This window comes from Pseudomonas sp. (genome assembly GCF_050739775.1).
GTDB lineage: Bacteria > Pseudomonadota > Gammaproteobacteria > Pseudomonadales > Pseudomonadaceae > Aquipseudomonas.
Genome location: NZ_JBOICA010000047.1, coordinates 12796 through 37024, shown reverse-complemented (window position 1 = coordinate 37024; position 24229 = coordinate 12796). Strand labels below are relative to the sequence as shown.

22 protein-coding genes and 1 pseudogene are annotated in these 24229 nt (G+C 60.4%); 12 read left to right on the top strand and 11 right to left on the bottom strand.

The window, feature by feature from the left end:
* Positions 1–193 (top strand): annotated as a pseudogene (locus tag ACRESH_RS20830) (hypothetical protein); the annotation flags it as partial.
* A gap of 211 nt (positions 194–404) precedes the next feature.
* Here the strand turns inward: ACRESH_RS20830 and msrQ are convergent.
* The 9 genes from msrQ to mrcB all read right to left on the bottom strand — a co-directional run bounded on the left by msrQ (position 405) and on the right by mrcB (position 10244).
* Positions 405–1025, bottom strand: a complete 621-nt coding sequence (gene msrQ, locus ACRESH_RS20825; protein ID WP_431743744.1) for a protein-methionine-sulfoxide reductase heme-binding subunit MsrQ — start codon at positions 1023–1025, stop codon at positions 405–407.
* Positions 1025–2038 (bottom strand): protein-methionine-sulfoxide reductase catalytic subunit MsrP, encoded by a 1014-nt coding sequence (gene msrP, locus ACRESH_RS20820; protein ID WP_431743743.1) that lies wholly within the window; start codon positions 2036–2038, stop codon positions 1025–1027. The genes msrQ and msrP overlap by 1 nt, the downstream gene beginning before the upstream one ends.
* Before the next feature lie 63 nt (positions 2039–2101).
* Positions 2102–2959, bottom strand: coding sequence for a CDP-diacylglycerol--serine O-phosphatidyltransferase (gene pssA / locus ACRESH_RS20815; RefSeq protein ID WP_431743742.1), 858 nt, complete (start codon positions 2957–2959; stop codon positions 2102–2104).
* 146 nt (positions 2960–3105) lie between these two features.
* A complete protein-coding gene (gene ilvC, locus ACRESH_RS20810; RefSeq protein ID WP_431743741.1) occupies positions 3106–4122 on the bottom strand; it encodes a ketol-acid reductoisomerase in 1017 nt (338 codons plus the stop codon).
* Between the two features lie 51 nt (positions 4123–4173).
* A complete protein-coding gene (ilvN, locus tag ACRESH_RS20805) occupies positions 4174–4665 on the bottom strand; it encodes an acetolactate synthase small subunit (protein WP_010223016.1) in 492 nt (163 codons plus the stop codon).
* Between the two features lie 2 nt (positions 4666–4667).
* Positions 4668–6392 (bottom strand): acetolactate synthase 3 large subunit, encoded by a 1725-nt coding sequence (locus ACRESH_RS20800; RefSeq protein WP_431743740.1) that lies wholly within the window; start codon positions 6390–6392, stop codon positions 4668–4670.
* 422 nt (positions 6393–6814) lie between these two features.
* Complete coding sequence (locus ACRESH_RS20795; RefSeq protein WP_431743739.1) at positions 6815–7144, bottom strand: YqcC family protein; 330 nt, start codon at positions 7142–7144, stop codon at positions 6815–6817.
* Complete coding sequence (locus ACRESH_RS20790; RefSeq protein WP_431743738.1) at positions 7144–7899, bottom strand: tetratricopeptide repeat protein; 756 nt, start codon at positions 7897–7899, stop codon at positions 7144–7146. The genes ACRESH_RS20795 and ACRESH_RS20790 overlap by 1 nt, the downstream gene beginning before the upstream one ends.
* 23 nt (positions 7900–7922) lie before the next feature.
* Positions 7923–10244, bottom strand: a complete 2322-nt coding sequence (mrcB, locus tag ACRESH_RS20785) for a penicillin-binding protein 1B (protein WP_431743737.1) — start codon at positions 10242–10244, stop codon at positions 7923–7925.
* Positions 10245–10362: 118 nt separating this feature from the next.
* Here mrcB and ACRESH_RS20780 point away from each other — a divergent pair, with 118 nt between their 5' ends.
* The 4 genes from ACRESH_RS20780 (at position 10363) to ACRESH_RS20765 (ending at position 13359) form a co-directional block, all read left to right on the top strand.
* Entirely contained in the window at positions 10363–11925 is a 1563-nt protein-coding gene (locus tag ACRESH_RS20780; protein ID WP_431743736.1) for an AAA family ATPase, read from the top strand.
* 105 nt (positions 11926–12030) lie between these two features.
* The gene (locus ACRESH_RS20775) at positions 12031–12375 is read left to right on the top strand and encodes a pentapeptide repeat-containing protein (protein ID WP_431743735.1); all 345 of its coding nucleotides are present in this window, start codon (positions 12031–12033) and stop codon (positions 12373–12375) included.
* Positions 12376–12541: 166 nt separating this feature from the next.
* Positions 12542–12814 carry a TfoX/Sxy family protein gene (locus tag ACRESH_RS20770; protein ID WP_431743734.1) on the top strand — a complete coding sequence of 91 codons (273 nt, stop codon included), beginning with the start codon at positions 12542–12544 and terminating at the stop codon, positions 12812–12814.
* Between the two features lie 227 nt (positions 12815–13041).
* A complete protein-coding gene (locus ACRESH_RS20765; RefSeq protein ID WP_431743733.1) occupies positions 13042–13359 on the top strand; it encodes a Rieske (2Fe-2S) protein in 318 nt (105 codons plus the stop codon).
* On the opposite strand, the gene sfsA is transcribed toward ACRESH_RS20765, so the two are convergent.
* Entirely contained in the window at positions 13349–14062 is a 714-nt protein-coding gene (gene sfsA / locus ACRESH_RS20760; RefSeq protein WP_431743732.1) for a DNA/RNA nuclease SfsA, read from the bottom strand. The two genes, ACRESH_RS20765 and sfsA, sit on opposite strands and share 11 nt — an antisense overlap.
* Positions 14062–15234, bottom strand: a complete 1173-nt coding sequence (locus tag ACRESH_RS20755; RefSeq protein ID WP_431743731.1) for a pyridoxal phosphate-dependent aminotransferase — start codon at positions 15232–15234, stop codon at positions 14062–14064. Before ACRESH_RS20755 ends, sfsA begins: the two co-directional genes overlap by 1 nt.
* Positions 15235–15445: 211 nt before the next feature.
* Between ACRESH_RS20755 and dksA the strand changes: the two genes are divergently transcribed.
* The 7 genes from dksA to folK all read left to right on the top strand — a co-directional run bounded on the left by dksA (position 15446) and on the right by folK (position 24154).
* The gene (dksA, locus tag ACRESH_RS20750; RefSeq protein WP_431743730.1) at positions 15446–15889 is read left to right on the top strand and encodes an RNA polymerase-binding protein DksA; all 444 of its coding nucleotides are present in this window, start codon (positions 15446–15448) and stop codon (positions 15887–15889) included.
* An 81-nt stretch (positions 15890–15970) separates the two neighbouring features.
* Complete coding sequence (gluQRS, locus tag ACRESH_RS20745; protein WP_431743729.1) at positions 15971–16858, top strand: tRNA glutamyl-Q(34) synthetase GluQRS; 888 nt, start codon at positions 15971–15973, stop codon at positions 16856–16858.
* A gap of 152 nt (positions 16859–17010) precedes the next feature.
* The gene (locus ACRESH_RS20740; RefSeq protein WP_003250005.1) at positions 17011–17187 is read left to right on the top strand and encodes a hypothetical protein; all 177 of its coding nucleotides are present in this window, start codon (positions 17011–17013) and stop codon (positions 17185–17187) included.
* The gene (locus tag ACRESH_RS20735) at positions 17171–20125 is read left to right on the top strand and encodes a sensor histidine kinase (RefSeq protein ID WP_431743728.1); all 2955 of its coding nucleotides are present in this window, start codon (positions 17171–17173) and stop codon (positions 20123–20125) included. Before ACRESH_RS20740 ends, ACRESH_RS20735 begins: the two co-directional genes overlap by 17 nt.
* 22 nt (positions 20126–20147) lie before the next feature.
* Positions 20148–21584 (top strand): sigma-54-dependent transcriptional regulator, encoded by a 1437-nt coding sequence (locus ACRESH_RS20730; protein WP_431743727.1) that lies wholly within the window; start codon positions 20148–20150, stop codon positions 21582–21584.
* Between the two features lie 702 nt (positions 21585–22286).
* Positions 22287–23675 carry a polynucleotide adenylyltransferase PcnB gene (locus ACRESH_RS20725; protein ID WP_431743726.1) on the top strand — a complete coding sequence of 463 codons (1389 nt, stop codon included), beginning with the start codon at positions 22287–22289 and terminating at the stop codon, positions 23673–23675.
* A 2-nt stretch (positions 23676–23677) separates the two neighbouring features.
* Positions 23678–24154, top strand: a complete 477-nt coding sequence (gene folK / locus ACRESH_RS20720) for a 2-amino-4-hydroxy-6-hydroxymethyldihydropteridine diphosphokinase (protein ID WP_431743725.1) — start codon at positions 23678–23680, stop codon at positions 24152–24154.
* The last annotated feature ends 75 nt before the right edge of the window (positions 24155–24229 follow it).

Genomic DNA, 24229 nt, shown 5'->3' with positions numbered 1-24229 from the left:
GCAGTCACTTGTGATGCTGATAATCTTTCTGACTATCAGTCTGAGCCACAAGCACCCACACGAATTGCTTGATTCGATTGTTAAAGAGCGGTGGCTGAAGTCTTTCGCTTCAACCGAGGCGCGCATTTTACGCTTTCCTCAGTGCCTGTCAAGCGTTTATTTTGAAGTTTTTCGCTCAAATTCAACTGCTTGACTCGCTACGATCTCTCGTCAGCGGGAGGCGAATTCTACAGCGTTTCAATCCGCTGTCAACCACCTTTTTCACCGCTGCCGATCTTTCGATCGAAGCCCCTCCGACACCACCTGGAACATCTAACTCGTTGAATCTCAAGGAGTTTTCCGTTCCGACTACGCCGGAAGTGGGGCGAATTATAGAGAGATCTACAGGGGCGTCAAGGACTTATTCAGGCTTTTGTTGCAGAAGTTGTTTTTCGACCCGCCAACCGCGGAATGCGCCGGGCAAGCAGCGGGATACGCAGCGCCAGCAGAAACACCCCAATGCCCGCATAGACCGCCCACTCTTTGAGGTCCGCTCGCACAACCCAGAGAAAGTGCAGCAAACCCAAAGCAAGAATCACGTAGACCAGCTTGTGCAACTTCTTCCAGCGCGCACCCAGGCGTCGCTGACTGTAGCGATTGGAGGTCACGGCCAAGGCCAGCAAACCAACAAAGCCCAATGCGCCAACAATGATGTAGGGCCGCTTGCTCAGTTCCACCCCCAACTGCCCCCAATCCAATCCGAGGACGAAGACCATGTAGGACGTCATGTGCAGCACTATATAAGCAAAGCACCACAACCCCAGTTGTCGGCGCGAGACGATCCACCCCGCCCAACCGGTCAAACGCTGCAGCGGCGTCATACTCAGGGTGATCAGCAGGAAGATCAGCGCGCCCAACCCTAGCCGGTCGACCAGGATCTTGCCAGGATCCGGACCCAGCGCATTCATGGCCGCCTCGTACAGCCACCACAGGGGCCAGATACAAGCCAGGACAAAGATGCCAAGACGAAACAGTGGATAGCGCATCAGTAGTTCTTCCGCAGATCGAGCCCGCTGTACAACCCTGCCACTTCCTCGGCATAACCGTTGAACATCTGGGTAGGACGCACATTGGGACTGAACAACCCGCTGGGCAGGCGTCGCTCCCGGGCCTGGGTCCAGCGCGGGTGATCTACTTCAGGGTTGACGTTGGCATAGAAACCGTACTCTTCCGGTGCAATAGCCTGCCAAGTTGTTCGTGGCTGCGCCTCGACCAGACTGATCCGCACAATCGACTTGATGCTCTTGAAGCCATACTTCCAAGGCACCACCAAGCGCAACGGCGCACCATTCTGATTAGGCAGCTCTCGTCCATACATGCCAACAGCCAGGATCGCCAACGGATTCATCGCCTCATCCAGGCGCAAGCCTTCTACATAAGGCCAGTCAATCAGCGCGAATTTGGAGCGTTGCCCCGGCATGCTTTTTGGGTCTTGCAGCGTCTCGAAGCGAATGAAGCGCGCCTTGGAGGTCGGCTCCACCTGCTTGAGCAAAGCTGAAAGCGGAAAGCCCAGCCAGGGAATGACCATCGACCAGGCCTCAACGCAGCGCAGACGGTAGATTCTCTCCTCGAGCTGGTAAGGCTTCATGAAGTCCTTCAGGGCATAACGCCCTGGCTTGCCCACTTCACCATCGACCACAACCGTCCACGGCTCGGTTTTCAGGCTACCGGCATTGGCTGCCGGATCCCCCTTGTCAGTACCGAACTCGTAGAAGTTGTTGTAGTGAGTCGCATCCTTGAACGGGGTAATCGCCTCCCCCGGCGCAGTGATTGCCTGCCATTGGGTCGCGCCGAGCTTTTCATTGAACCAGCCAGGCGCCCTGCCCGCCTCGACATCGACATAGCGCGACACCTCGGCAGCACCGGCCCAGCGTGGCAGTGCAGTAGCCGCCAGGGCAGCCAGCGCCCCACCCAGGATGGCACGGCGCGAGACATAAAGGGATTCGGGAGTGATATCCGATTCTTTGCAATCGGAGGCTTTGGACAGCTTGATGAGCATGATGGCTCCGTAGAACTGGAGGACTGATGCACCAGTAGACTACGGAGCCCGAGCGAAATTACATCACTCGACGTTTTTACGCCGGCGCATGCGCAACAGGTATTGCACAGGACCGGAGGCCGCATAGCCAAGGAACACCAGCAGCAGGATGCGCGGTGGATCACTGAAGACTACCGCGAACACCAGCACCACGGCGAGGATCGCTACGAACGGCACGCGCCCTTTGAGATCCAGCTCCTTGAAGCTGTTGTACTTGATGTTGCTGACCATCAGCATGCCTGCTGCCGCTACCAGCAACGCCACCAGGAACGAAAGCTTCGAGCCCTGGATACCGTAGTCACTGAACGCCCAGACGGTACCGGCCACCACGCCCGCCGCCGCCGGACTGGCCAGGCCGATGAAGTAGCGTTTGTCGGCCTTGCCGACCTGGGTGTTGAAGCGAGCCAGGCGCAGTGCAGCGCCAGCGACATAGATAAACGCAACCATCCAGCCGACCTTGCCCATGTCACCCAGGGCCCAGCCGAACGCCAGCAACGCAGGGGCTACACCAAAGGCGACCATGTCCGACAGCGAGTCGTACTCGGCGCCGAAGGCGCTCTGGGTGTTGGTCATACGGGCAACACGGCCATCGAGGCCGTCGAGGACCATCGCGACAAAAATGGCAATGGCGGCAAACGCGAAATACTTGCTCGCTTCGCGCGGATCGCCAGCGCTCAGGGCAGCCTGGGCACTCATGGAGTTGATGATGGAATAGAAACCGGCGAACAGGTTCGCGGTGGTGAACAGGTTGGGCAGCAGATAGATGCCGCGATGCCGAACCTTGCGTCCTTCGGCGTCATGCCCTTCTTCAACATGCTCATCGATCGGTAGCAGGCTTTCGGCGTCAGAGGCCTTGTTCGGCTCTTCGGGACGTTCGCTCATGGACATTACCTTGCAACGGTGTGGAAAGTTTCGATAGAGGTCTGCGGCGAGGGTTCGCCGACAGACGATGAAGCTTTATACCAGAAGCTGACCGCCTAAACGAAAAAACGCGGCCGAAGCCGCGTTTTCATCGCATCGAGACAGACTCAGTTCTTGGCCTTGTCGACGATCTTGTTGGCTGCGATCCAAGGCATCATCGAGCGCAGTTGCTCGCCGATGACTTCGATGCCGTGAGCGGCGTTGTTGCGACGCTTGGCGGTCATCGATGGGTAGCCGGTAGCACCTTCACTGATGAACATCTTGGCGTACTCGCCGTCCTGGATGCGCTTGAGCGCGTTACGCATGGCCTGACGGGATTCGGCGTTGATGACTTCCGGGCCGGTCACGTACTCGCCGTATTCGGCGTTGTTGGAGATCGAGTAGTTCATGTTGGCGATACCGCCTTCGTACATGAGGTCAACGATCAGCTTCAGTTCGTGCAGGCACTCGAAGTAGGCCATTTCTGGGGCGTAGCCCGCTTCAACCAGGGTCTCGAAGCCAGCTTTGACCAGCTCGACGGTACCACCACACAGAACGGCTTGTTCGCCGAACAGGTCGGTTTCGGTCTCGTCCTTGAAGGTGGTTTCGATGATGCCGGTACGGCCGCCACCGACGCCAGCGGCGTAGGACAGGGCGACGTTCTTGGCGTTGCCCGAGGCGTCCTGGTAAACAGCGATCAGGTCAGGAATACCGCCGCCTTTGACGAACTCGGAACGTACGGTGTGACCTGGCGCTTTTGGCGCGATCATGATCACGTCCAGGTCAGCGCGTGGCACAACCTGGTTGTAGTGGATGGCAAAACCGTGGGAGAAGGCCAGGGTGGCGCCCTTCTTGATGTTCGGCTCGACTTCGTTCTTGTACAGCTGGGACTGGAACTCGTCCGGGGTCAGGATCATGACCAGGTCGGCACCGGCAACAGCAGTCGCCACATCGGCAACTTTCAGGCCGTGGGCTTCGGCCTTGGCAACGGTAGCTGAGCCTTTACGCAGACCGACAGTGACATCCACACCGGAGTCTTTCAGGTTGCACGCTTGAGCGTGGCCTTGGGAGCCGTAACCGATGATGGCAACTTTCTTGCCCTGGATGATCGAAAGGTCGCAGTCTTTTTCGTAATAAACTTTCATGAAAATACCCCTGTTATCTCGGCCCGATAGGGCCATCGCTAATTTTTTGAGTTAGATGCTGAGCACTTTGTCGCCACGGGCAATGCCGGTGACGCCACTGCGCACTGTTTCGAGAATGGACGCGGTACCGATGGCCTGAATGAAGCTGTCAAGCTTGTCGCTGGCGCCAGTCAGTTGAACGGTGTAGACACTGCTGCTGACATCGACGATCTGCCCACGGTAGATATCGGTGGTGCGCTTGATCTCGGCACGCTGCGCGCCCGTGGCCTTGATCTTGACCAGCATCAGCTCACGTTCGATGTGCGCGCTTTCCGAGAGGTCGACCAGCTTGACGACTTCAACCAGCTTGTTCAGGTTTTTGGTGATCTGTTCGATCACCTCATCATGACCGACCGTGGTCAACGTCAGACGCGACAGGGTCGGGTCTTCGGTAGGCGCTACGGTCAGGCTTTCGATGTTGTAGTTACGCTGCGAGAACAGACCCACCACGCGAGACAAGGCACCGGGTTCGTTTTCCAACAGCAGGGAAATAATGTGCCGCATGATTAGGTACGCTCCGTCTTGCTCAGCCACATGTCGCGCATAGAGCCGTCTTTGATCTGCATCGGGTAGACGTGCTCGCTGTTGTCGACCTGGATGTCGATGAACACCAGGCGGTCTTTCATGGCGAACGCTTCTTCCAGCTTGGGCTTGAGGTCCTTCAGGTTGGTGATGCGGATGCCCACGTGACCATAGGCTTCAGCCAGCTTGACGAAGTCAGGCAGCGATTCCATATAGGAGTGCGAGTGACGGCTGTTGTAGGCCATGTCCTGCCACTGGCGGACCATACCCAATACACCGTTGTTCAGGTTGACGATCTTTACCGGCAGGTCGTACTGCAGGCAGGTCGACAGCTCCTGAATGTTCATCTGGATGCTGCCCTCACCGGTCACGCAGGCAACGTCCTGGTCCGGGAAGTTCAGTTTGACGCCCATGGCCGCCGGGAAACCAAAGCCCATGGTGCCCAGGCCACCGGAGTTGATCCAGCGATTGGGTTTGTTGAAGCGGTAGTACTGCGCCGCGAACATCTGGTGCTGACCAACATCGGAGGTGATGAAGGCATCGCCCTTGGTCACTTCGCAGAGGGTCTCGATCACGGTCTGTGGCTTGATGACGCTACCGTCGCCCTTGTCATAAGGGAACATTTCGCGATCGCCGCGCCACTCTTCGATCTGCTTCCACCAGGCGTCCATCGCTGCTTTATCCGGCTGTTCGCCGATTTCGCGCAGGGTCGCAACCATTTCGGTCAGCACGCTTTCGACCGGACCAACAATCGGCACGTCGGCCTTGATGGTCTTGGAGATCGACGCCGGGTCGATATCGATGTGGATAACCTTGGCGTTCGGGCAGAACTTGCTCGGACCGTTGACCACCCGGTCGTCAAAGCGCGCACCGACAGCGAAAATCACGTCGGCGTGGTGCATGGCCAGGTTGGCGGTGTAGCTGCCATGCATACCGAGCATGCCGAGGAACTGGCGATCGGTACCCGGATAGCCACCCAAGCCCATCAGGGTGTTGGTGACCGGCAGGTTGAGCATCTGGGCGATCTCGGTCAGGGCAGCAGAGCCACCACCGAGGATCACGCCACCACCGGCGTAGACAACTGGACGCTTGGCGGCCAAGAGCATTTCAGCAGCCTTGCGGATCTGCCCCGAGTGACCACGGACGGCCGGGCTGTATGAACGCAGCTTGACCTTTTTCGGGTAAACGTATTCGAACTTTTCCGCCGGGTTGGTCATGTCTTTCGGGATATCGACCACAACCGGGCCTGGACGACCCGACTGCGCCAGATAGAACGCCTTTTTCATGACTTCCGGGATTTCCGAAGCATGTTTGATCATGAAGCTGTGTTTCACGATCGGCCGGGAAATACCGATCATGTCGGTTTCCTGGAAGGCATCGGTACCGACCATGGTGCTAGGCACCTGACCGGAAAGAATAACCATCGGGATGGAGTCCATGTACGCAGTGGCAATACCGGTAATGGCATTGGTTGCGCCTGGACCGGAGGTCACCAGTACCACGCCGGCCTTGCCGGTGGCACGGGCGTAACCGTCCGCCATATGGGTAGCAGCCTGCTCGTGACGAACCAGGATGTGACTCACTTCCGGTTCTTTGAACAGGGCATCGTAAACATGAAGGAGAGCACCACCAGGGTACCCGTAGATGTGCTTAACGCCTTCGTCACGCAAAAAGCGGACGACCATCTCAGCGCCAGATAAAAGCTCCACGTTGTTCACCTCTAAAACGCCAGAATACCGTCCACGGTGGACGGGTCTTAATAGGTTTACTGCCAAGCAGAGCATGAGCGACGGAATCGCCGACTACGTCAGCACTGACTGAGCAAGTATTGGGAGCGCCCCAGAGTGTTGCGGGGGTTTCCCACCCAGCGCGAGGTAACGCGTTGCGGGGTGTAACAGGTCGGCGCGGGTGTGCGCCTCATGATCTGCTTAGCGGGTCTGCTTCTGGCAGTCCCTCTACAGCGGAATCTGGATTCTTCTTTTTCGGCGCGCGCAAGTCAAGAAAAATTATTGCCAATTTCGCGCAAGGACGAAGCACAGTCACCACTAATACCAACGACAGCAGCAGAAAAATAAAGAATACAAACAAAAAGAGCCACAATCTGTGGCCCCAAGGGTGAAAAGAGGGAAATTCAGGCAGAAGGACTGATCAATTGGTCAAACTCTGCTAGCAGCCTGCGTAGCTCGCGGCTTTCGTCCGGGCGATCAACGTATACCGTTTCAGCCATCACTAGGATGCCGGAAGCGTTTGGCAGCGGCAGCCCCTTCTCGAGAATCTCTTTCATCTTCGGCAGGAAAATCCACTGCAGCCACTGATCGAAGCTCATGCTGTCGACCGCAAAAGGCACGCTGCTGGCCAGCGCCTGGGCCGTGGGCGGCGTATCGCTCCACCAACCCTGGACGCGCAGTTCGTGCTCGATCAGCAGTAGATGATCGGCGATATCCAGGATGCGCTGATCCATTACAGGTTGACCTGAGCTTTCTGCCGCGCCAGTGCCGCACCCGCCGAGTCACCCTGCTTCTCACGGGCCTGGGCGATGATGCCCCACAGGCCTGCTTGCAGGTCCGGACGGCCATTGGCGTAGGTCAGGGCGCGACGGGCCAGCTGTTCGGATTGCGCCGCATCACCCTGAGCCAGGCGCACCTGGGCCAGACGGTAGAGCACCTGAGGCTCACGCGGGGCGATGCGCTGGGCACGCTCCAGGCTCGACGACGCGCCGTTGTAATCACCGCTGCCCTGCTGTTGCTGGGCAGTGGTCAGCAGCGCCAGCACCGGGCCGTCGAGCTGCTCGTCGGCCGACAGGCCACCACTGACGGCTGCGCTGCGGGGGATGCCGCTGGGCGCGCTGGGGGCAGTAGTGCTCGGCATGGTGTAGCTGCCGGCATTGGTCGAACTGCTGTCGAACGGTGCCGAACTGCTTGGCCCCGGCGTGATCGGGCCGGTACTGATCGGCGCAGCGCCGGTCGACGCCGGGAACGTCTGGATCGGTGCCGCGCCGGCGCCTTGCGGGACCATGACGGTGACACCGGAGTCCTGCGGCACGGCCTGGGCCTGGCGGGTGCCAGCATTGACTTGCGCGCCACGGCTGGCGGTGACCCGTTCGCTGTTGGACACGCGCGTGCTTGAGTCGACCACGGGAATTGAGCCGCGCTGAACGTTGGCGCAACCGTTGAGCAAAGCCAGTGCCGTCAAGGCAGGAAACCACCACTTGTTCACTTCACACCCTCTTTGCCTAATGCTTAATTCATCCAGCCCTTGACCCAATCCATGACGGACTCGGCGGGATCCTGCGTGCCACCACAGGCGGCGCCGGCAGGTGGCTCACTGCCGCGAATATACGGCATCTGTACCGCGCCCGGGCAACTGCCGTCAGAGCCTTGCCCGGTGTGTGGGTCAATCCAGGCCTGGACCACGTTGTCGGGCAACGGCATGTCCAGCGGCAACGGGTCGGCCTTGCGCATGAAACTGGTCCAGACCTGCAGGGCGCCGGTGGCGCCGGTGAACGGCGTCTTGCCATTGTCGTCCCGACCCAGCCAGACCACCGTCAACAGATCCTGACTGAAACCTGCGAACCAGCTGTCACGCGAATCGTTACTGGTGCCGGTCTTGCCAGCTAGATTCAACGAGTTTGGCAACACACTGTAGACCGAGCGCCCGGTACCTTCGCGCATCACCCGCTGCATGGCGTTCTGTACCAGATAGATGGCCCCCGGATCGAAGCTCTGCTGGATCTGGAACGGATAACGCTTGAGCGGTTCGCCCTCGGCGGTCAGTACGCTGCGAATGCCGCGCATCGGCGTGTTGAAACCACCGTTGGCCAGCGTCTGGTACATGGTCGCGACCTGCATAGGCGACATGCCACCCGCGCCCAGCAGCATCGACGGGAATGCCGGCCAATCGACATTCACCCCCAGGCGTCCAATAGTTTTGAGTACATTGGGCACGCCCAGTTCCAGGCCGAGCTTGGCCGTCGACAGGTTGTAGGAGTTGGCCAGCCCCTGGTACAGATAGACAGTGCCATGGGAACGGCGATCGTAGTTCTGTGGCCGCCATACCTGGCCATCGCCCCCCTTGATCGAGAACGGTTCATCCTGCACCCAACTGGTCAGGGTGTACTTGCTCGGTTTTTCCAGGGCGGTCAGGTAGATCGCCGGCTTGACCAGCGAGCCGATCGGCCGCACAGCGTCAATGGCCCGGTTGAAGCCGGCAAAGCCAGCCTGACGGCTGCCGATCAACGCCTGCACCTCACCGGTTTCAGGGTTGGTCACCACCATCGCCGCCTCGACCTCATCGGCGCCTTTGCGACCGGCCAGACGCTTGAAGGTCTCGGCCATGGCGGATTCGGATTTCATCTGCAGGATCGGGTCGAAGCTGGTGAAGATGCGCAGGCCTTCTTCGGTCAAGTCTTCATCGCGGTAGTCCTGGCGTAATTGACGTTTGACCAGATCAAGAAAGCCGGGGAACGAGCTGTCGGCCAGGCTGCCGCGCTTGGTCACACCCAGTGGCATATTTTTCGCTGCGGCAACGGCTTCTGGCGTAGCCACGCCCTGCTCGGCCAACAGGTCAAGCACCAGGTTGCGTCGCACGGTGGCGCGTTCCGGATAACGGCGCGGGTTGTAGTAGGAAGGCCCCTTGACCATCCCCACCAGCAACGCCACCTGATGCAGTTTCAACTCGGACAGCGGCTGGCTGAAGAAGAACTGACTGGCCAGGCCAAAACCGTGCACTGCACGCTGACCATCCTGGCCGACGAACACTTCGTTGAGGTAGGCCTCGAGGATCTCGCGTTTGTCGTAATGCAGCTCCAGCAGCAGGGCCATCATGGCCTCGGTAAGCTTACGACTCAGGCTGCGTTCGCTGGTCAGGTAGAAGTTCTTGACCAACTGCTGGGTCAGGGTACTGCCGCCTTGGCGCATTGCCCCCGACGAAGTGTTGACCCAGACGGCACGGGCGATCGACTTTGGCGATACGCCAAAGTGGCTATAGAAGTCGCGGTCTTCCACGGCCACCAGGGTTTCCAGCAGGTACGGCGGCACCTGATCGAGCTTGATCAGGATGCGGTCTTCCAGGTTCTTCGGGTACAGGCCGCCGATCATCAGCGGCTCCAGGCGAACCACATCGAGCTTGGTGCCATTGATGCCGCTCAGGCCTGCCACATAGTCCCCGGAGAAACGCACACGCACCGCTTGCGCCTGCTCCAGGCCCTCATAGAACTGGAAGCCACGGGTATTGAGGTCGACGGTATTGCCACTGACGGCAGCGGCACCCGGGCCGTTGGCAACGCTTTCACGGCGATAGCCCAGGGCATCGAGCTCGATGAGAAAATCGCTTTTGCTCAGCTTCTGCCCGACGAACAGCTCCAGCGGCCGGGCATACACCTTGGCCGGGATGGTCCAGCGCTTGCCGGAGAACTTCTCCTGGACCACAGCATCGAGGTAGATCGCAAAGCCGGCCAGCACCACAAGACCAACCAGGCTGAGCTTGATGGCCCAGCCCAGCCAGGCGCGCGAGCGGCCAGACGGGCGTTTTTTCGGGGTACGGGGGGATCGGATACGAGTCATGGCGGCGGATTATACGCACTTTATCAATCATCAACAGGCGCCCTCCGGCGGTTTGCACCAGCCTCGCTTGCCGCCATAATGGCCCACTCGAAATCACCAAGACCCAGAAGGATCGCCTGTGAGCCAAGCCTTGATCACCGCGCTGCAGAACCCCGCCCTGTTCCCTCACCCGGTGAAGGAGTTTCAGCTCATCGAGACGCATATCTCCTGGGTGCTGTTGACCGGCGACTATGCCTACAAGATCAAGAAGCCGATGAATTTCGGCTTCCTCGATTTCACCGAACTATCCCAGCGCGCGCACTTCTGTGCCGAGGAACTGCGCCTTAACCAGCGCCTGACCGAAGGCCTGTACCTGGAAGTATTGCCGATCAGCGGTAGCGCCGAAGCGCCACAACTGGGCGGCGAAGGCGAACCGATCGAGTATGCCCTGAAGATGCGTCAGTTCCCCCAGAACCAGATGCTCAGCATCCTGCAAGCCAATGGCGAGCTGACCGCCGGGCACATTGACCAGATGGCCCGGCAGATTGCCGCGTTTCACCTGCAAGCGCCCAAGGTGTCGCTGGAGCACCCGCTGGGCACCCCGGACAGCGTCATGGCGCCGGTGGAGCAGAACTTCGAGCAGATTCGCCCGTTCCTCACCGACAAGACCGACCAGCAGCAACTCGACGCCCTGCAGGCCTGGGCCCAGGACAGCTTCAAGCGCCTTCACGGCCTGTTCGAAGCGCGCAAGGCTGAAGGTTTCATTCGTGAGTGCCACGGTGACATCCACCTGGGCAACGCCACCCTGATCGACGGCAAAGTGGTGATCTTCGACTGCATCGAGTTCAACGAGCCTTTCCGCCTGACCGACGTCTATGCCGACGCCGCGTTCCTGGCCATGGACCTGGAAGACCGTGGTCTGAAATCGCTGTCGCGGCGCTTCATCAGCCAGTACCTGGAACTGACCGGCGACTATGCGGGCCTGGAACTGCTGAACTTCTACAAGGCCTACCGCGCTCTGGTACGGGCCAAGGTCGCCTTGTTCAGCATGCCGGCCAATGCCGACGCTGTGCAGCGTGCCACCACCCTGCGCACTTACCGCAACTACGCCAACCTGGCGGAAAGCTACAGCGCCATTCCGTCGCGCTTCCTGGCTATCACCCATGGCCTCTCCGCAGTTGGCAAGAGCCATGTGGCCATGCGTCTGGTCGACGCCCTGGGCGCGATCCGCCTGCGTTCGGACGTGGAGCGCAAGCGCATGTTCGGTGAGCAGCAGGCAGTCGATGCCGGCCAACTGGAGCAAGGCATCTATAACAATGACGCCAGCCAGACCACCTATGCCCGCCTGCACGATCTGGCCGAAACCATCCTGCGCGCCGGTTTCCCGGTGGTCATTGACGCCACCTACCTCAAGCAGGCCCAGCGCCAGGCGGCAGCCGGCGTTGCCAGCGAGACCGGGGTACCCTTCCTGATCCTCGACTGCAACGCACCGCAAGCCGTTATCGCCAGCTGGTTGGCACAACGTCAGGCTGACAAAAACGATCCTTCCGACGCAACGCTGGAAGTAGTCGAAGCCCAGCAGGCCAGCCGCGAGCCACTGACCGCCGAAGAATTGCTGCAAAGCAAACGCGTCGAAACCAACGAAAGCGGTAGCCTCGACCTGCTGGTCAAGCAGATCCGTCAGCGCCTGCCAGGGCTCTGATATACCTCAGGACGTGAAGCAGTCGACACTTCACGCCTGATTTCCGGCGCCTCCACGATGATGGCACTATAGTGTCACCATAAGCGCAAACAAGGAGGCGCCTTCATGAGTCAGCCACGGCAACTGGACAGCGCACTGTATGCGCTGGTGCATGACGAACAGATCGCCAGCTTCAACCGCGAAAAGCCCAAGGACGCCAGCATCGATTTTCGCGCTGGCGATTTCCGCGGCCTCGACCTGCGTGAACTGGACACCGCCGGTATCGATTTCACCGATGCCTACTTCCGCGCCGCCGACCTGCGCGGCCTGGACCTGCGTCACAACGGGCTCGAAGGTGCGAGCCTGGCCCATGCGCAGATCTCCGGCACCTACTTCCCCAGCGAACTGAGCGCCGACGAAATACTCATGTCGGTCAATTTTGGCACCCGACTGCGCTATCGCACCCGCTGATCCTTCTGGTGAAGTCCCCGCCAGCCGTGACCTGACGGGAGCCTTTCGGCGACCTGCCGGCAGCCCGATGGCAAAACGCCGCGTATTTTCCAAGTGCCGCTACACTGCTCATTGACCTGCCAGCGATTCCTTCTCAAGACCCGTTCAGCCGTCGCAAGGAGGCTTGATGAACGATGAACTCCAGCATCTGAAAAACCTTGGCAAGACTTCTGCGCAGTGGCTGCATGCGGTCGGCATCCACAGTGCTTCGGATTTACGCCGGCTGGGTGCGGTAAATGCCTACAAGGCGGTGCGCACGCGTGGTTTCCGGGCGTCGAAGGTGCTGCTCTATGCGATTGAAGGCGCCTTGCTCGACGTGCACTGGAATGACATTCCGGCAGACCGCAAGGAAGCCTTGAACCAGCAACTCGATGGCAAACCCGCTCAGAAAAATAATTGAGAATATTGAGTAACGGTGGTTGACGTCGCAATGAGAATAGTTATGATTATCACAACTGGTCGCGAGACTGGTTGGGTAACCTGAAAGCCCCTGGTTCGGACTCTCAGATTATCTCCTCATCAGGCTAATCACGGTTATTGACCCGGCTCTTTGCCGGGTCTTTTTTTGCCTGGAGTTGGTATCGTTTGATAGCGTCAAACCAACAGTGACTCCAGGTAATCTCCACTATGCATTTTCTCTGCTTATCCGACCAATTAGGCGAAGGTCGCAGTCGTGGCTTCAGCGTCGACGACTCTGCGGTGTTTGCCGTGCGCCGTGCGGGCCGGGTCTACCTGTACCGCAATCGCTGCCCGCACCGTGGCATTCCCTTGAACTGGGAGCCCGATCAGTTTCTCGACAGCAGCGCCAGCCTGATCGCCTGTGGCCGACATGGCGCACTGTTCCTGATCGAGTCCGGTGAATGTGTGGCCGGTCCCTGCGCCGGGGAGCATCTGGGTGCCCTGGACTGCCTTGAAGACAGCCAGGGCATCTGGCTCATGACGTGAGCACTACCGGCAACGCCCGATCGATGTAGATCTGCTCGCCATCGATCCGTGTGCCGTAGGCCAGAACCTCAACGCCATCAGCCACTGCGGCGCGCAACGCTTGTGCATAAGCAGCGTCGATTTCATCGGCAGGCCGCACGGCCTCGATAGCGCTGAGGTTTACACAGTACAGCTGCACCGCCCGAACGCCTTGCCGGGCCAGCGCCGCCAGTTCGCGCAGATGCTTGGCGCCACGCTGGGTGACCGCATCGGGAAAGGCAGCAACTGCCGAACCCTCAAAGCCCAGGGTCACGCTCTTGACCTCGACATAGGCGGGCCCATCGGCAAACTCCAGACGAAAGTCCACCCGGCTGCGCTCCTCGCCGTAAGCTACCTCACGCTTCAATCCGGTAAAGCCGGCCAGTTCGCGGATTACGCCGGTCCGCAGAGCTTCCTCGACCAGTGCGTTGGCCCGTCCGGTATTCACACAGGCCAGGCGTCCTTGCGGCGTCTCACTGATTTCCCAGGTCCCCGGCAACTTGCGCTTGGGATCGTTGGAGCGGCTAAACCAGACCTGCCCGCCTTCGACCATGCAATTGAACATTGAGCCGGTATTGGGGCAATGGATGGTGAGCTGCTCGCCACTGGCCAGTTCGATATCAGCCAGGAAGCGTTTGTAGCGGCGCAACAGTCGCGCGGTTTCAAGGGGTGGAGAAAAGCGCATCAGCCTTGCCAGCTCCGCAGACCACGGGCAATCCGCTCCACCGCTTGCTGCAGGCGTGGCAGGCTCTGGGTGTAAGCAAAGCGTACATGCTGTCCGGCCTGATAGCGGCCGAAATCCAAGCCCGGCGTGAAGGCAACATGTTCGGTTTCGAGGAAATGCTGACAGAACGCGAAGGCATCCCCACCAAAAGCGCTGATATCGGCATACAGGTAGAAGGCACCCTGCGGCTCCACGGCAATCTTGAAGCCCAGTTCGCGCAGCGCTGGCAACAGGAAGTCGCGGCGACGGGCGAATTCGCCACGGCGCTCTTCCAGGATCGCCAGCGTCTGCGGCTGGAAGCAGGCCAGTGCGGCGTGTTGAGCCATGCTTGGGGCACTGATGTAGAGGTTCTGTGCCAATTTTTCCAAGTCACTTACCGCTGCCGGTGGAGCCACCAGCCAGCCGAGGCGCCAACCGGTCATCCCGAAATACTTGGAAAAACTATTCAGAACGAAAGCCTGGTCATCGACCTCCAGAACGCTAGTAGCGTCCATACCGTAGGTAAGCCCGTGGTAGATCTCATCGACCACCAGGTGACCATTGTGCGCACGGGTCGCCGCAGACAGACTGGCCAACTCGGTACGATCGAGCACGGTGCCAGTCGGATTGGCCGGGGACGCCACCAGTGCGCCGACGCTGTCCTGATCCCAGTAGCGCTCGACCAGGTCGGCGGTCAGCTGGTAGTTGACGTCGGGGCCCACCGGCACCAGTTGCGCCCCGCCTTCGACCAATCGCAGGAAGTGCCGGTTGCATGGATAGCCCGGGTCTGCCAGCAACCAGTGCTTGCCCGGGTCCACCAGCAGGCTGCTGGCCAGCAGCAAGGCGCCAGAACCGCCCGGGGTGATGAGGATCCGCTCGGGGTCGATGCTCAGGCCATAGCGCTGCTGATAAAAGCCGGCAATCGCCTCACGCAGCGCTGGCAAGCCACGCGCCGCGGTGTAGCGGGTATGCCCGGCGGCCAGTGCAGCCTGACCCGCCTCGACGATCGGTGCGGCGGTAGTAAAGTCCGGCTCGCCGATTTCCAGGTGAATCACATCATGGCCGCTGGCCTGCAGCTCATTGGCGCGGGCCAGCAGGGCCATGACGTGGAAGGGCTCTATGGCGCGGCTGCGCGCACTGTAGGACTGGGCCATCAACCTTCTCTCAAATAGGTCTAGAATAGTGATTCTACCCGTGTGCTGATGCGAACGTGTGACTAAACCTGCTGTCAACCACGAAGGCACCCGGGAGTAGCGCGCCCCGATTCGATCTGGTAAGTTCGGCGGCTCGCAGTCGCAGGGCCGGCGGGCGCCGGAGATGGAGCAGCCTGCGCAATGGATTAGAAGAGTGAGAGGCGGTCTATTCATGTCCACCCAAGAAAAGCAACAAAGCAGTCAACTTGTTCGCGGCTTCGAACCCTACAAAGAAGCCAAGGGTGAGGAGTACATGGGCGCCCCCATGCGTGCGCACTTCTCCAAGCTCCTGCAGAAGTGGAAGCTGGAGCTGATGCAGGGTGTGGACCAGACTGTGGACCACATGAAAGACGAGGCGGCCAACTTCCCTGACCCGGCCGATCGCGCCAGCCAGGAAGAAGAGTTCGCCCTTGAGTTGCGTAACCGCGATCGCGAACGCAAGCTGATCAAGAAAATCGACAAGACCTTGCAACTGATCGAAGACGAAGACTACGGCTGGTGCAAAGACTGCGGCGTGGAAATCGGTATACGCCGCCTGGAAGCTCGCCCGACGGCCGACCAGTGCTTTGACTGCAAGACCTTGGCCGAAATCAAGGAAAAGCAGGTCGGTAAGTAATACGGAGCCAACCTGTACGGGGCGCTTGAAGCGCCCCGTTTTGTTTTTGCCTTTCAACCAACCCCACCCGCGCCCATGCCCTTGAACAAAGCTAACTACGTCGGGCGGTTCGCCCCTACTCCCAGTGGCTTCCTGCACTTTGGCTCACTGGTCGCCGCCCTCGCCTCTTGGCTCGATGCCCGCGCAGCCGGCGGCACCTGGCTGCTGCGCATGGAAGATATCGACCCTCCCCGCGAAGCCCCCGGGGCCCAGGCAGCGATCCTGCACACCCTGGAAAGCTATGGCCTGGAGTGGGATGGTGAGGTGGTCTACCAGAGCCAACGCCACGATACCTACGCCGAGGTGGTCGAGCGTTTGTTCCGCCAGGGCCTGGCTTACGCCTGCACCTGTTCGCGCAAGCAACTGGAAGGTTACAACGGCATTTATCCCGGCCTGTGCCGCAATGCCGGCCATGCCCAGCAGGATGCCGCCATTCGCCTGCGTGTCCCGGAACTGAGCTACCGTTTCGAGGACCGGGTCCAGGGGGCTTTCGAGCAGCATCTGGGGCGTGAGGTCGGTGATTTTGTCATACGCCGTCGCGACGGGCTCTATGCCTATCAACTGGCCGTGGTACTGGATGACGCCTGGCAAGGGGTGACCGATATTGTCCGCGGCGCCGACCTGCTGGATAACACGCCACGCCAGCTTTACCTGCAGGAACTGCTGGGCCTGTCGCAACCGCGCTACCTGCATGTGCCGCTGATTACCCAGCCCGACGGCCATAAGCTGGGCAAGAGCTACCGCTCCGCCCCCCTGCCCGCCGAACAAGCCACGCCGCTGATCCTGCGTGCCCTGCGCGCCTTGGGCCAAGCCACCGACGCGGCCATGGAGCAGGCCCGGCCTGCCGAAGTACTGGCCCATGCCGCTCGGCACTGGGCAAGCAGCGCGATCCCGCACAGTCGGACCCTGGCCGAAGCACAGCTGCACTGACCCTTGCCCGCAAGCGGAAAGCCCAATAAATTCAAATCTTTGGCTAAAACGCGCAAGGTCGTTTGCAGCCGTCAGCCCATCCGTTACCATCGCCGCAGCCATTTGCGCCAATAATAAGTCCAAGCCGCAGCGCCCTAACCTTTGAGGCCAGCATGTATATCTATCGTTTGGTCCTGCTTCTGGTCGTGGGGATCTATCTGTTCTCCCCGGCCATCATGGACTGGTGGATCGAGCCAACCGGTGCCTGGTATCGCCCTTACCTGCTCTGGCTGATCCTGATCGTCGTGACCTTTATCCTGCAGAGCCAACGTGATGCCGATGAGCTTTAGCCTGACCCAGATGATCCTGATCAGTGCCGCCTACCTGCTGGTGCTGTTCGGCGTGGCCTGGGTCAGCGAACGCGGCATGGTCCCGCGCTCGATCATTCGCCACCCCTTGACCTACACCCTGTCGCTGGGGGTCTACGCCAGTGCCTGGGCCTTCTATGGCTCAGTCGGCCTGGCCTACCAGTATGGTTACGGTTTTCTTGCCTGTTACCTGGGTGTTTCCGGCGCCTTCCTGCTGGCGCCGGTGCTGCTTTACCCCATCCTCAAGATCACCCGCACCTATCAACTGTCGTCGCTGGCCGACCTGATCGCCTTCCGCTTTCGCAGCACCTGGGCCGGGGCCCTGACCACGGTGTTCATGCTGATCGGTGTGCTGCCGTTGCTGGCCCTGCAGATCCAGGCGGTGGCTGACTCCATCAGCATCCTCACCGGCGAGCCGGTCAAGGCTCGGGTGGCCATGGCCTTCTGTGCCTTGATTACCCTGTTCACCATCTTTTTTGGCTCCCGGCATATCGCTACCCGGGAAAAACACGAGGGCCTGGTGTTCGCCATCGCCTTCGAGTCGGTGATCAAGTTGCTGGCCCTGGGTGGCATTGGCCTGTACGCCCTGTACGGGGTGTTCGGCGGTCCGCATCAGTTGGAAGTCTGGCTGCTGCAGAACCAGACGGCCCTGGCCGCCCTGCACACGCCCTTGCAGGAAGGCCCATGGCGGACCCTGCTGCTAGTGTTCTTCGCCTCGGCCATCGTCATGCCGCACATGTACCACATGGCCTTTACCGAGAACCTCAACCCGCGCTCGCTGGTCAGCGCCAGCTGGGGCCTGCCGTTGTTCCTGCTGCTGATGAGCCTGGCCGTGCCGCTGATCCTCTGGGCCGGCCTGAAGATGGGCGCCAGCACCAGTCCTGAATACTTCACCCTGGGCCTGGGGATCGCTGCCAACAACCAAGCGCTGGCGCTCCTTGCCTATATTGGCGGGCTATCAGCCTCCAGTGGCCTGATCATCGTCACCACCCTGGCCCTCTCGGGCATGGCCCTGAACCACCTGGTTCTGCCGCTGTACCAACCACCGGCCGAGGGCAACATCTATCGCTGGCTGAAATGGACCCGCCGTGCGCTGATTGTCGCCATCATCGCCGCCGGCTTCGGTTTCTACCTGACCCTTGGCAGCCAGCAGGACCTGGCCAACCTCGGTATCGTCGCCTTCGTCGCCACCCTGCAATTCCTGCCGGGCGTACTCTCGGTACTGTACTGGCCGACCGCCAACCGTCGTGGCTTCATTGCCGGCTTGCTGGCCGGGATCCTGGTGTGGATGGTGACCATGCTGCTGCCACTGGTAGGCAACCTGCAGGGCTTCTACATCCCGTTACTGAACATGATCTACGTGCTCGACGACACCAGTTGGCACATGGCGGCCATCGCCTCGCTGGCCGCGAACGTGTTGCTGTTTACCCTGATTTCGCTGTTCACCAACGCCAGCAGTGAAGAAGTCAGTGCCGCCGAAGCCTGCGCGGTGGATAACGTGCGCCGCCCACAACGGCGCGAACTGCATGCCGCCTCACCACAAGAGTTTGCCACGCAACTGGCCAAACCCCTCGGTGCAAAAGCCGCGCAGAAGGAAGTGGAACAGGCCCTGCGGGACCTCTACCTGCCCTTTGATGAACGCCGTCCCTACGCCTTGCGCCGCCTGCGCGATCGTATCGAAGCCAACCTGTCGGGGTTGATGGGGCCGAGCGTGGCCCAGGACATGGTCGAAACCTTCCTCCCCTACAAGTCCGGTAACGAAAATTACGTCACCGAAGACATCCACTTCATCGAAAGCCGCCTGGAAGACTACCACTCGCGCCTCACCGGTCTTGCCGCCGAGCTCGACGCCCTGCGCCGCTACCACCGCCAGACCTTGCAGGAGCTGCCCATGGGTGTCTGCTCGCTGGCCAAGGACCAGGAGATCCTGATGTGGAACAAGGCCATGGAAGAGCTCACCGGTATTGCCGCCAAGCGCGTGGTCGGCTCACGCCTGACCACCATTGGCGAGCCTTGGCGTGGCCTGCTGCTGGGCTTCACCAACATCCCCGATGAACACCTGCACAAGCAGCGCCTGGGCCTGGACGGCCAGACCCGTTGGTTGAACCTGCACAAGGCCGCTATCGACGAGCCCCTGGCGCCGGGTAACAGCGGCCTGGTGGTACTGGTCGAAGACCTCACCGAGACCCAGGCACTGGAAGACAAGCTGGTGCACTCCGAACGCCTGGCCAGTATCGGCCGCCTGGCTGCCGGGGTGGCCCACGAGATCGGCAACCCGGTCACCGGCATCGCCTGCCTGGCACAGAACCTGCGCGAAGAGCGCGAGGATGATGGCGAAATCACCGAGTTAAGCAGCCAGATCCTCGAGCAGACCAAGCGCATTTCCCGCATCGTCCAGTCACTGATGAGCTTTGCCCATGCAGGCAGCCATCAGCACAGCGACGAGCCGGTGTGCCTGGCCGAAGTGGCGCAGGACGCCATCGGTCTGCTGGCCTTGAACCGGCGCAATTTCGAAGTACAGTTCTTCAACCTGTGCGACCCCGAGCACTGGGTCGATGGCGACCCGCAACGCTTGGCCCAGGTCTTGATCAACTTGCTGTCCAACGCCCGCGACGCCTCACCGCCCGGCAGTGCCGTGCGGGTCAAGAGCGAAGCCAGCGAGCATACCGTTGACCTGATCGTCGAGGACGAAGGCAGCGGTATTCCGAAAAACATCATGGATCGTCTGTTCGAACCCTTCTTCACTACCAAGGACCCGGGCGAAGGTACCGGACTGGGGCTTGCTCTGGTCTATTCCATCGTGGAAGAGCATTATGGACAAATCACCATCGACAGCCCGGCCGATACCCAGAGCCAGCGCGGCACTCGGATTCGAGTCACCCTGCCGCGTCATGTCGTAGCGACGTCCGCTGTGAACTGAGACCGTCGAGAGAATTGAATCAATGCCGCATATTCTGATCGTCGAAGACGAAATCATCATCCGCTCGGCGCTGCGTCGACTGCTGGAGCGGAACCAGTACCAGGTCAGCGAAGCCGGCTCGGTGCAGGAAGCCCAGGAACGCTTCAGCATTGCCACCTTCGACCTGATTGTCAGTGACCTGCGCCTGCCCGGCGCCCCGGGTACCGAACTGATCAAGCTCGGCCAGGGCACGCCAGTGCTGATCATGACCAGCTACGCAAGCCTGCGCTCCGCGGTCGATTCGATGAAGATGGGCGCGGTCGACTACATCGCCAAGCCTTTCGATCATGACGAAATGCTCCAGGCCGTGGCGCGCATCCTGCGTGACCGCCAGAACGCGCCGACGGCGCCCGCCGAAGCACGCGGTAATGGCAAGACCGGCACGGCAGACAAAGGCAGCAGCAACGCTGCCAACGGCGAGATCGGCATCATCGGTTCCTGCCCACCGATGCAAGACCTTTACGGCAAGATCCGCAAGGTCGCGCCGACGGATTCGAATGTGCTGATCCAGGGCGAATCGGGCACCGGCAAGGAGCTGGTTGCCCGCGCCTTGCACAACCTCTCGCGCCGCGCCAAGGCACCGATGATCTCGGTGAACTGCGCGGCCATTCCGGAAACCCTGATCGAATCGGAACTGTTCGGCCACGAAAAAGGCGCCTTCACCGGTGCCAGCGCCGGTCGCGCCGGCCTGGTCGAAGCAGCTGACGGCGGCACCCTGTTCCTCGACGAAATCGGTGAGCTGCCGCTGGAAGCACAAGCTCGCCTGTTGCGGGTTCTCCAGGAAGGCGAGATCCGTCGGGTCGGCTCGGTGCAGTCGCAAAAGGTCGACGTGCGCCTAATCGCCGCGACCCACCGCGACCTGAAAAACCTGGCCAAGATCGGCCAGTTCCGTGAAGACCTTTATTACCGCCTGCACGTTATCGCCCTCAAGTTGCCGGCCCTGCGCGAGCGCGGTGCCGATGTCAACGAGATCGCCAACGCCTTCCTCGCCCGGCAAAGTACACGCGTCGGCCGTAGCGACTTGCGCTTCGCCCACGATGCCGAGCAGGCCATCCGTCACTACGCCTGGCCGGGCAACGTCCGGGAGCTGGAAAACGCCGTTGAACGCGCGGTGATTCTCTGCGAGAGCCCAGAAATTTCTGCTGACCTGCTGGGCATCGATATCGAACTGGGCGACCTGGACGACGAGCCGTTCGCCAGCCTGTCCGGTAATGGCAGCGCGGGCAACAACACCAGCCACGAGCCCACCGAAGACCTGTCTCTGGAAGACTACTTCCAGCACTTCGTGCTTGAGCACCAGGACCACATGACCGAGACCGAGTTGGCACGCAAACTCGGTGTCAGCCGCAAATGCTTATGGGAACGTCGCCAGCGCCTGGGCATCCCGCGGCGCAAGAGCGGCGCCACCAGCGACAGCTGATCCCTTTCAGCTGTCACCGAGGCGCAAAGCGGTAACACAGCGAAATGTGAAAAAACTGTTACCTCGCCACAATCTCGTAACAATAACCGGGGCTTACGGTAACGAAGCCCCGGTTTTTTTTCGCCCCGCCGAGGCCTCAAAATCGCTCCAAGCCCTTGTTTTACTGGGGCTTGCAAAAGTTGGCACGGCACCTGCTATATGCTTGGTACAAGAACAATAACAAGCACTGCAAAAGACAATAAAAATAAGACGAATCGGCTCACGCACAATAAGAACAAGACGGCGGAGGCGCAGCTAACTGATTCTTTTGGAGAGGAGTTGTATTTGGGGCTTGCCCCACAACCAGGCAGAGAACAATAAAAACTGCACTCAAGCAGGGCCTAAACTGGTTGGATCGCATGATCATTGCAACCTCAGCGACCAAAGCAATCCGTTTGCTCTTGAATCCCGGTTAGGGAGATCGTCCACAAACTTTGTGTTTTGTGGATAGGGCGCTCAACAAAAACAAGAAGCCCGGCAAAAAAACAATAAGAGCACGCAACTACTTCTTGGGGAGCTTCGGCTCCCCTTGTAGTTTCTCCCCCTCAGCATCACCCCTCTTCGCTAGCGCCTACACCATCCCCCCAGTAAATGCTAGAATCCCCGCCCATCATGCGGCCATTCTTCGTTTTTGGCCGAACATTCCTTCAAACAGTGCATCCCATGCTGAAGAAGCTGTTCCAGTCGTTCCGTCCTCCCGTACGTGGCCCGCACCACAAGCGCACCACGCCTGAAGTGATCAATAGCGGTCAACATTCGCTGCAACGTGGCCAGTTCAGTCGTCATGCGGTGAGCATCGTTGAGCGCCTGCAAAATGCTGGCTACCAGGCCTACCTGGTCGGTGGCTGCGTGCGTGACCAACTCCTGGGCATCACCCCCAAGGACTTCGACGTCGCCACCAGCGCCACCCCTGAACAAGTTCGCGGCGAATTTCGCAATGCGCGCATCATCGGCCGCCGTTTCAAGCTGGTTCACATCCATTTCGGTCGTGAAATCATCGAAGTCGCGACCTTCCGCGCCAACCACCCGGAAAGCGAAGCAGAAGACAGCCACACCTCGTCGCGTAACGAGAGTGGGCGAATTCTGCGTGACAATGTCTACGGCACCCTGGAAGAAGACGCGCAACGCCGCGACTTCACCATCAACGCCCTTTACTACGATCCGGTCAGCGAGCGCATCCTCGACTACGCCAATGGCGTACACGACATCCGCAACCGTCTGATCCGCCTGATCGGTGACCCGACCCAGCGTTATCAGGAGGACCCGGTACGGATGCTGCGCGCCGTGCGTTTCGCCGCCAAACTGAACTTCGGCATCGAGAAGCACAGCGTACAGCCGATCCGCCAGTTGGCGTCGATGCTGCGCGAAATCCCGGCCGCGCGCCTGTTCGAAGAAACGCTCAAGCTGTTCCTTTCCGGACACGCCGCCGACACCTTCGAAATGCTGGTCGACCTGCAGCTGTTCGATCCGCTGTTCCCGGCCAGTGCCGAAGCGCTGGAAGAGCACCCGACCTACACCCATACCCTGATCAGCCAGGCACTGATCAACACCGACCTGCGCATCAAACAGGGCAAGCCGGTGACCCCCGCCTTCCTGTTTGCCGCCCTGCTCTGGCCAGCCTTGCCGGGTCGCGCACTGCGCCTGCAAAGTCGTGGCATGCCGCCGATTCCGGCGATGAATGAAGCCGCCCATGAGCTGATCAGCGAACAGTGCCAACGCATCGCGATCCCCAAACGCTTTACCCTGCCGATCCGCGAGATCTGGGACATGCAGGAGCGCCTGCCACGCCGCAGCGGCAAGCGTGCCGACCTGTTGCTCGACAACCCGCGTTTCCGTGCCGGTTATGACTTCCTGCTGCTGCGTGAAAGCGCAGGCGAGGAAACCGATGGCCTTGGCCAATGGTGGACCGACTATCAGGACTGCAACGACAGCGAGCGGCGCGACATGATCCGTGACCTGGGCAGCCGCGATGAAGGCACCGGTGCCGGCCCGCGCAAACGCAAGCGCAGCCCGAGCAAGCGCAAACGTGCCGACGACGGCGCGGGCGAATAAGCATGGAGCGCGTGTACATCGGCCTGGGTAGCAACCTGGACCAACCGCAGGAGCAACTGCGCAGCGCCATCAACGCGCTGCGCGAATTGCCCGGCACAACCGTAGCGGCGGTTTCTGCGTTCTACAGCAGCGAATCGCTGTCACCCGGCCAGCCCCGCTACACCAATGCCGTGGCCGCACTGGACAGCGCATTGGCGCCCCTGGACCTGCTCGACAGCCTGCAGGCCATCGAGGCCGCACAAGGCCGCGAACGCAAAGAGCGCTGGGGGCCGCGCACCCTGGACCTGGATATCCTGCTGTATGGCGATCAACTGATCGACATCCCGCGCCTCAAAGTCCCGCATTACCACATGCAAGAGCGACCGTTCGTCCTTTACCCCCTGGCCGAACTGGTCCCGGACGGCTTCCAGCTGGCCGACCAGCGCAGCCTCGCCGAGTTACTGGCAGATTGCCCGTTCGTCGGTCTGGAACGCCTGTAACCGGGCATTCCCCCATCCGGTAACGCCCGTAACAGCGCATTCGTAACAATGCGGTAACAGGGTAATTGACTTCAG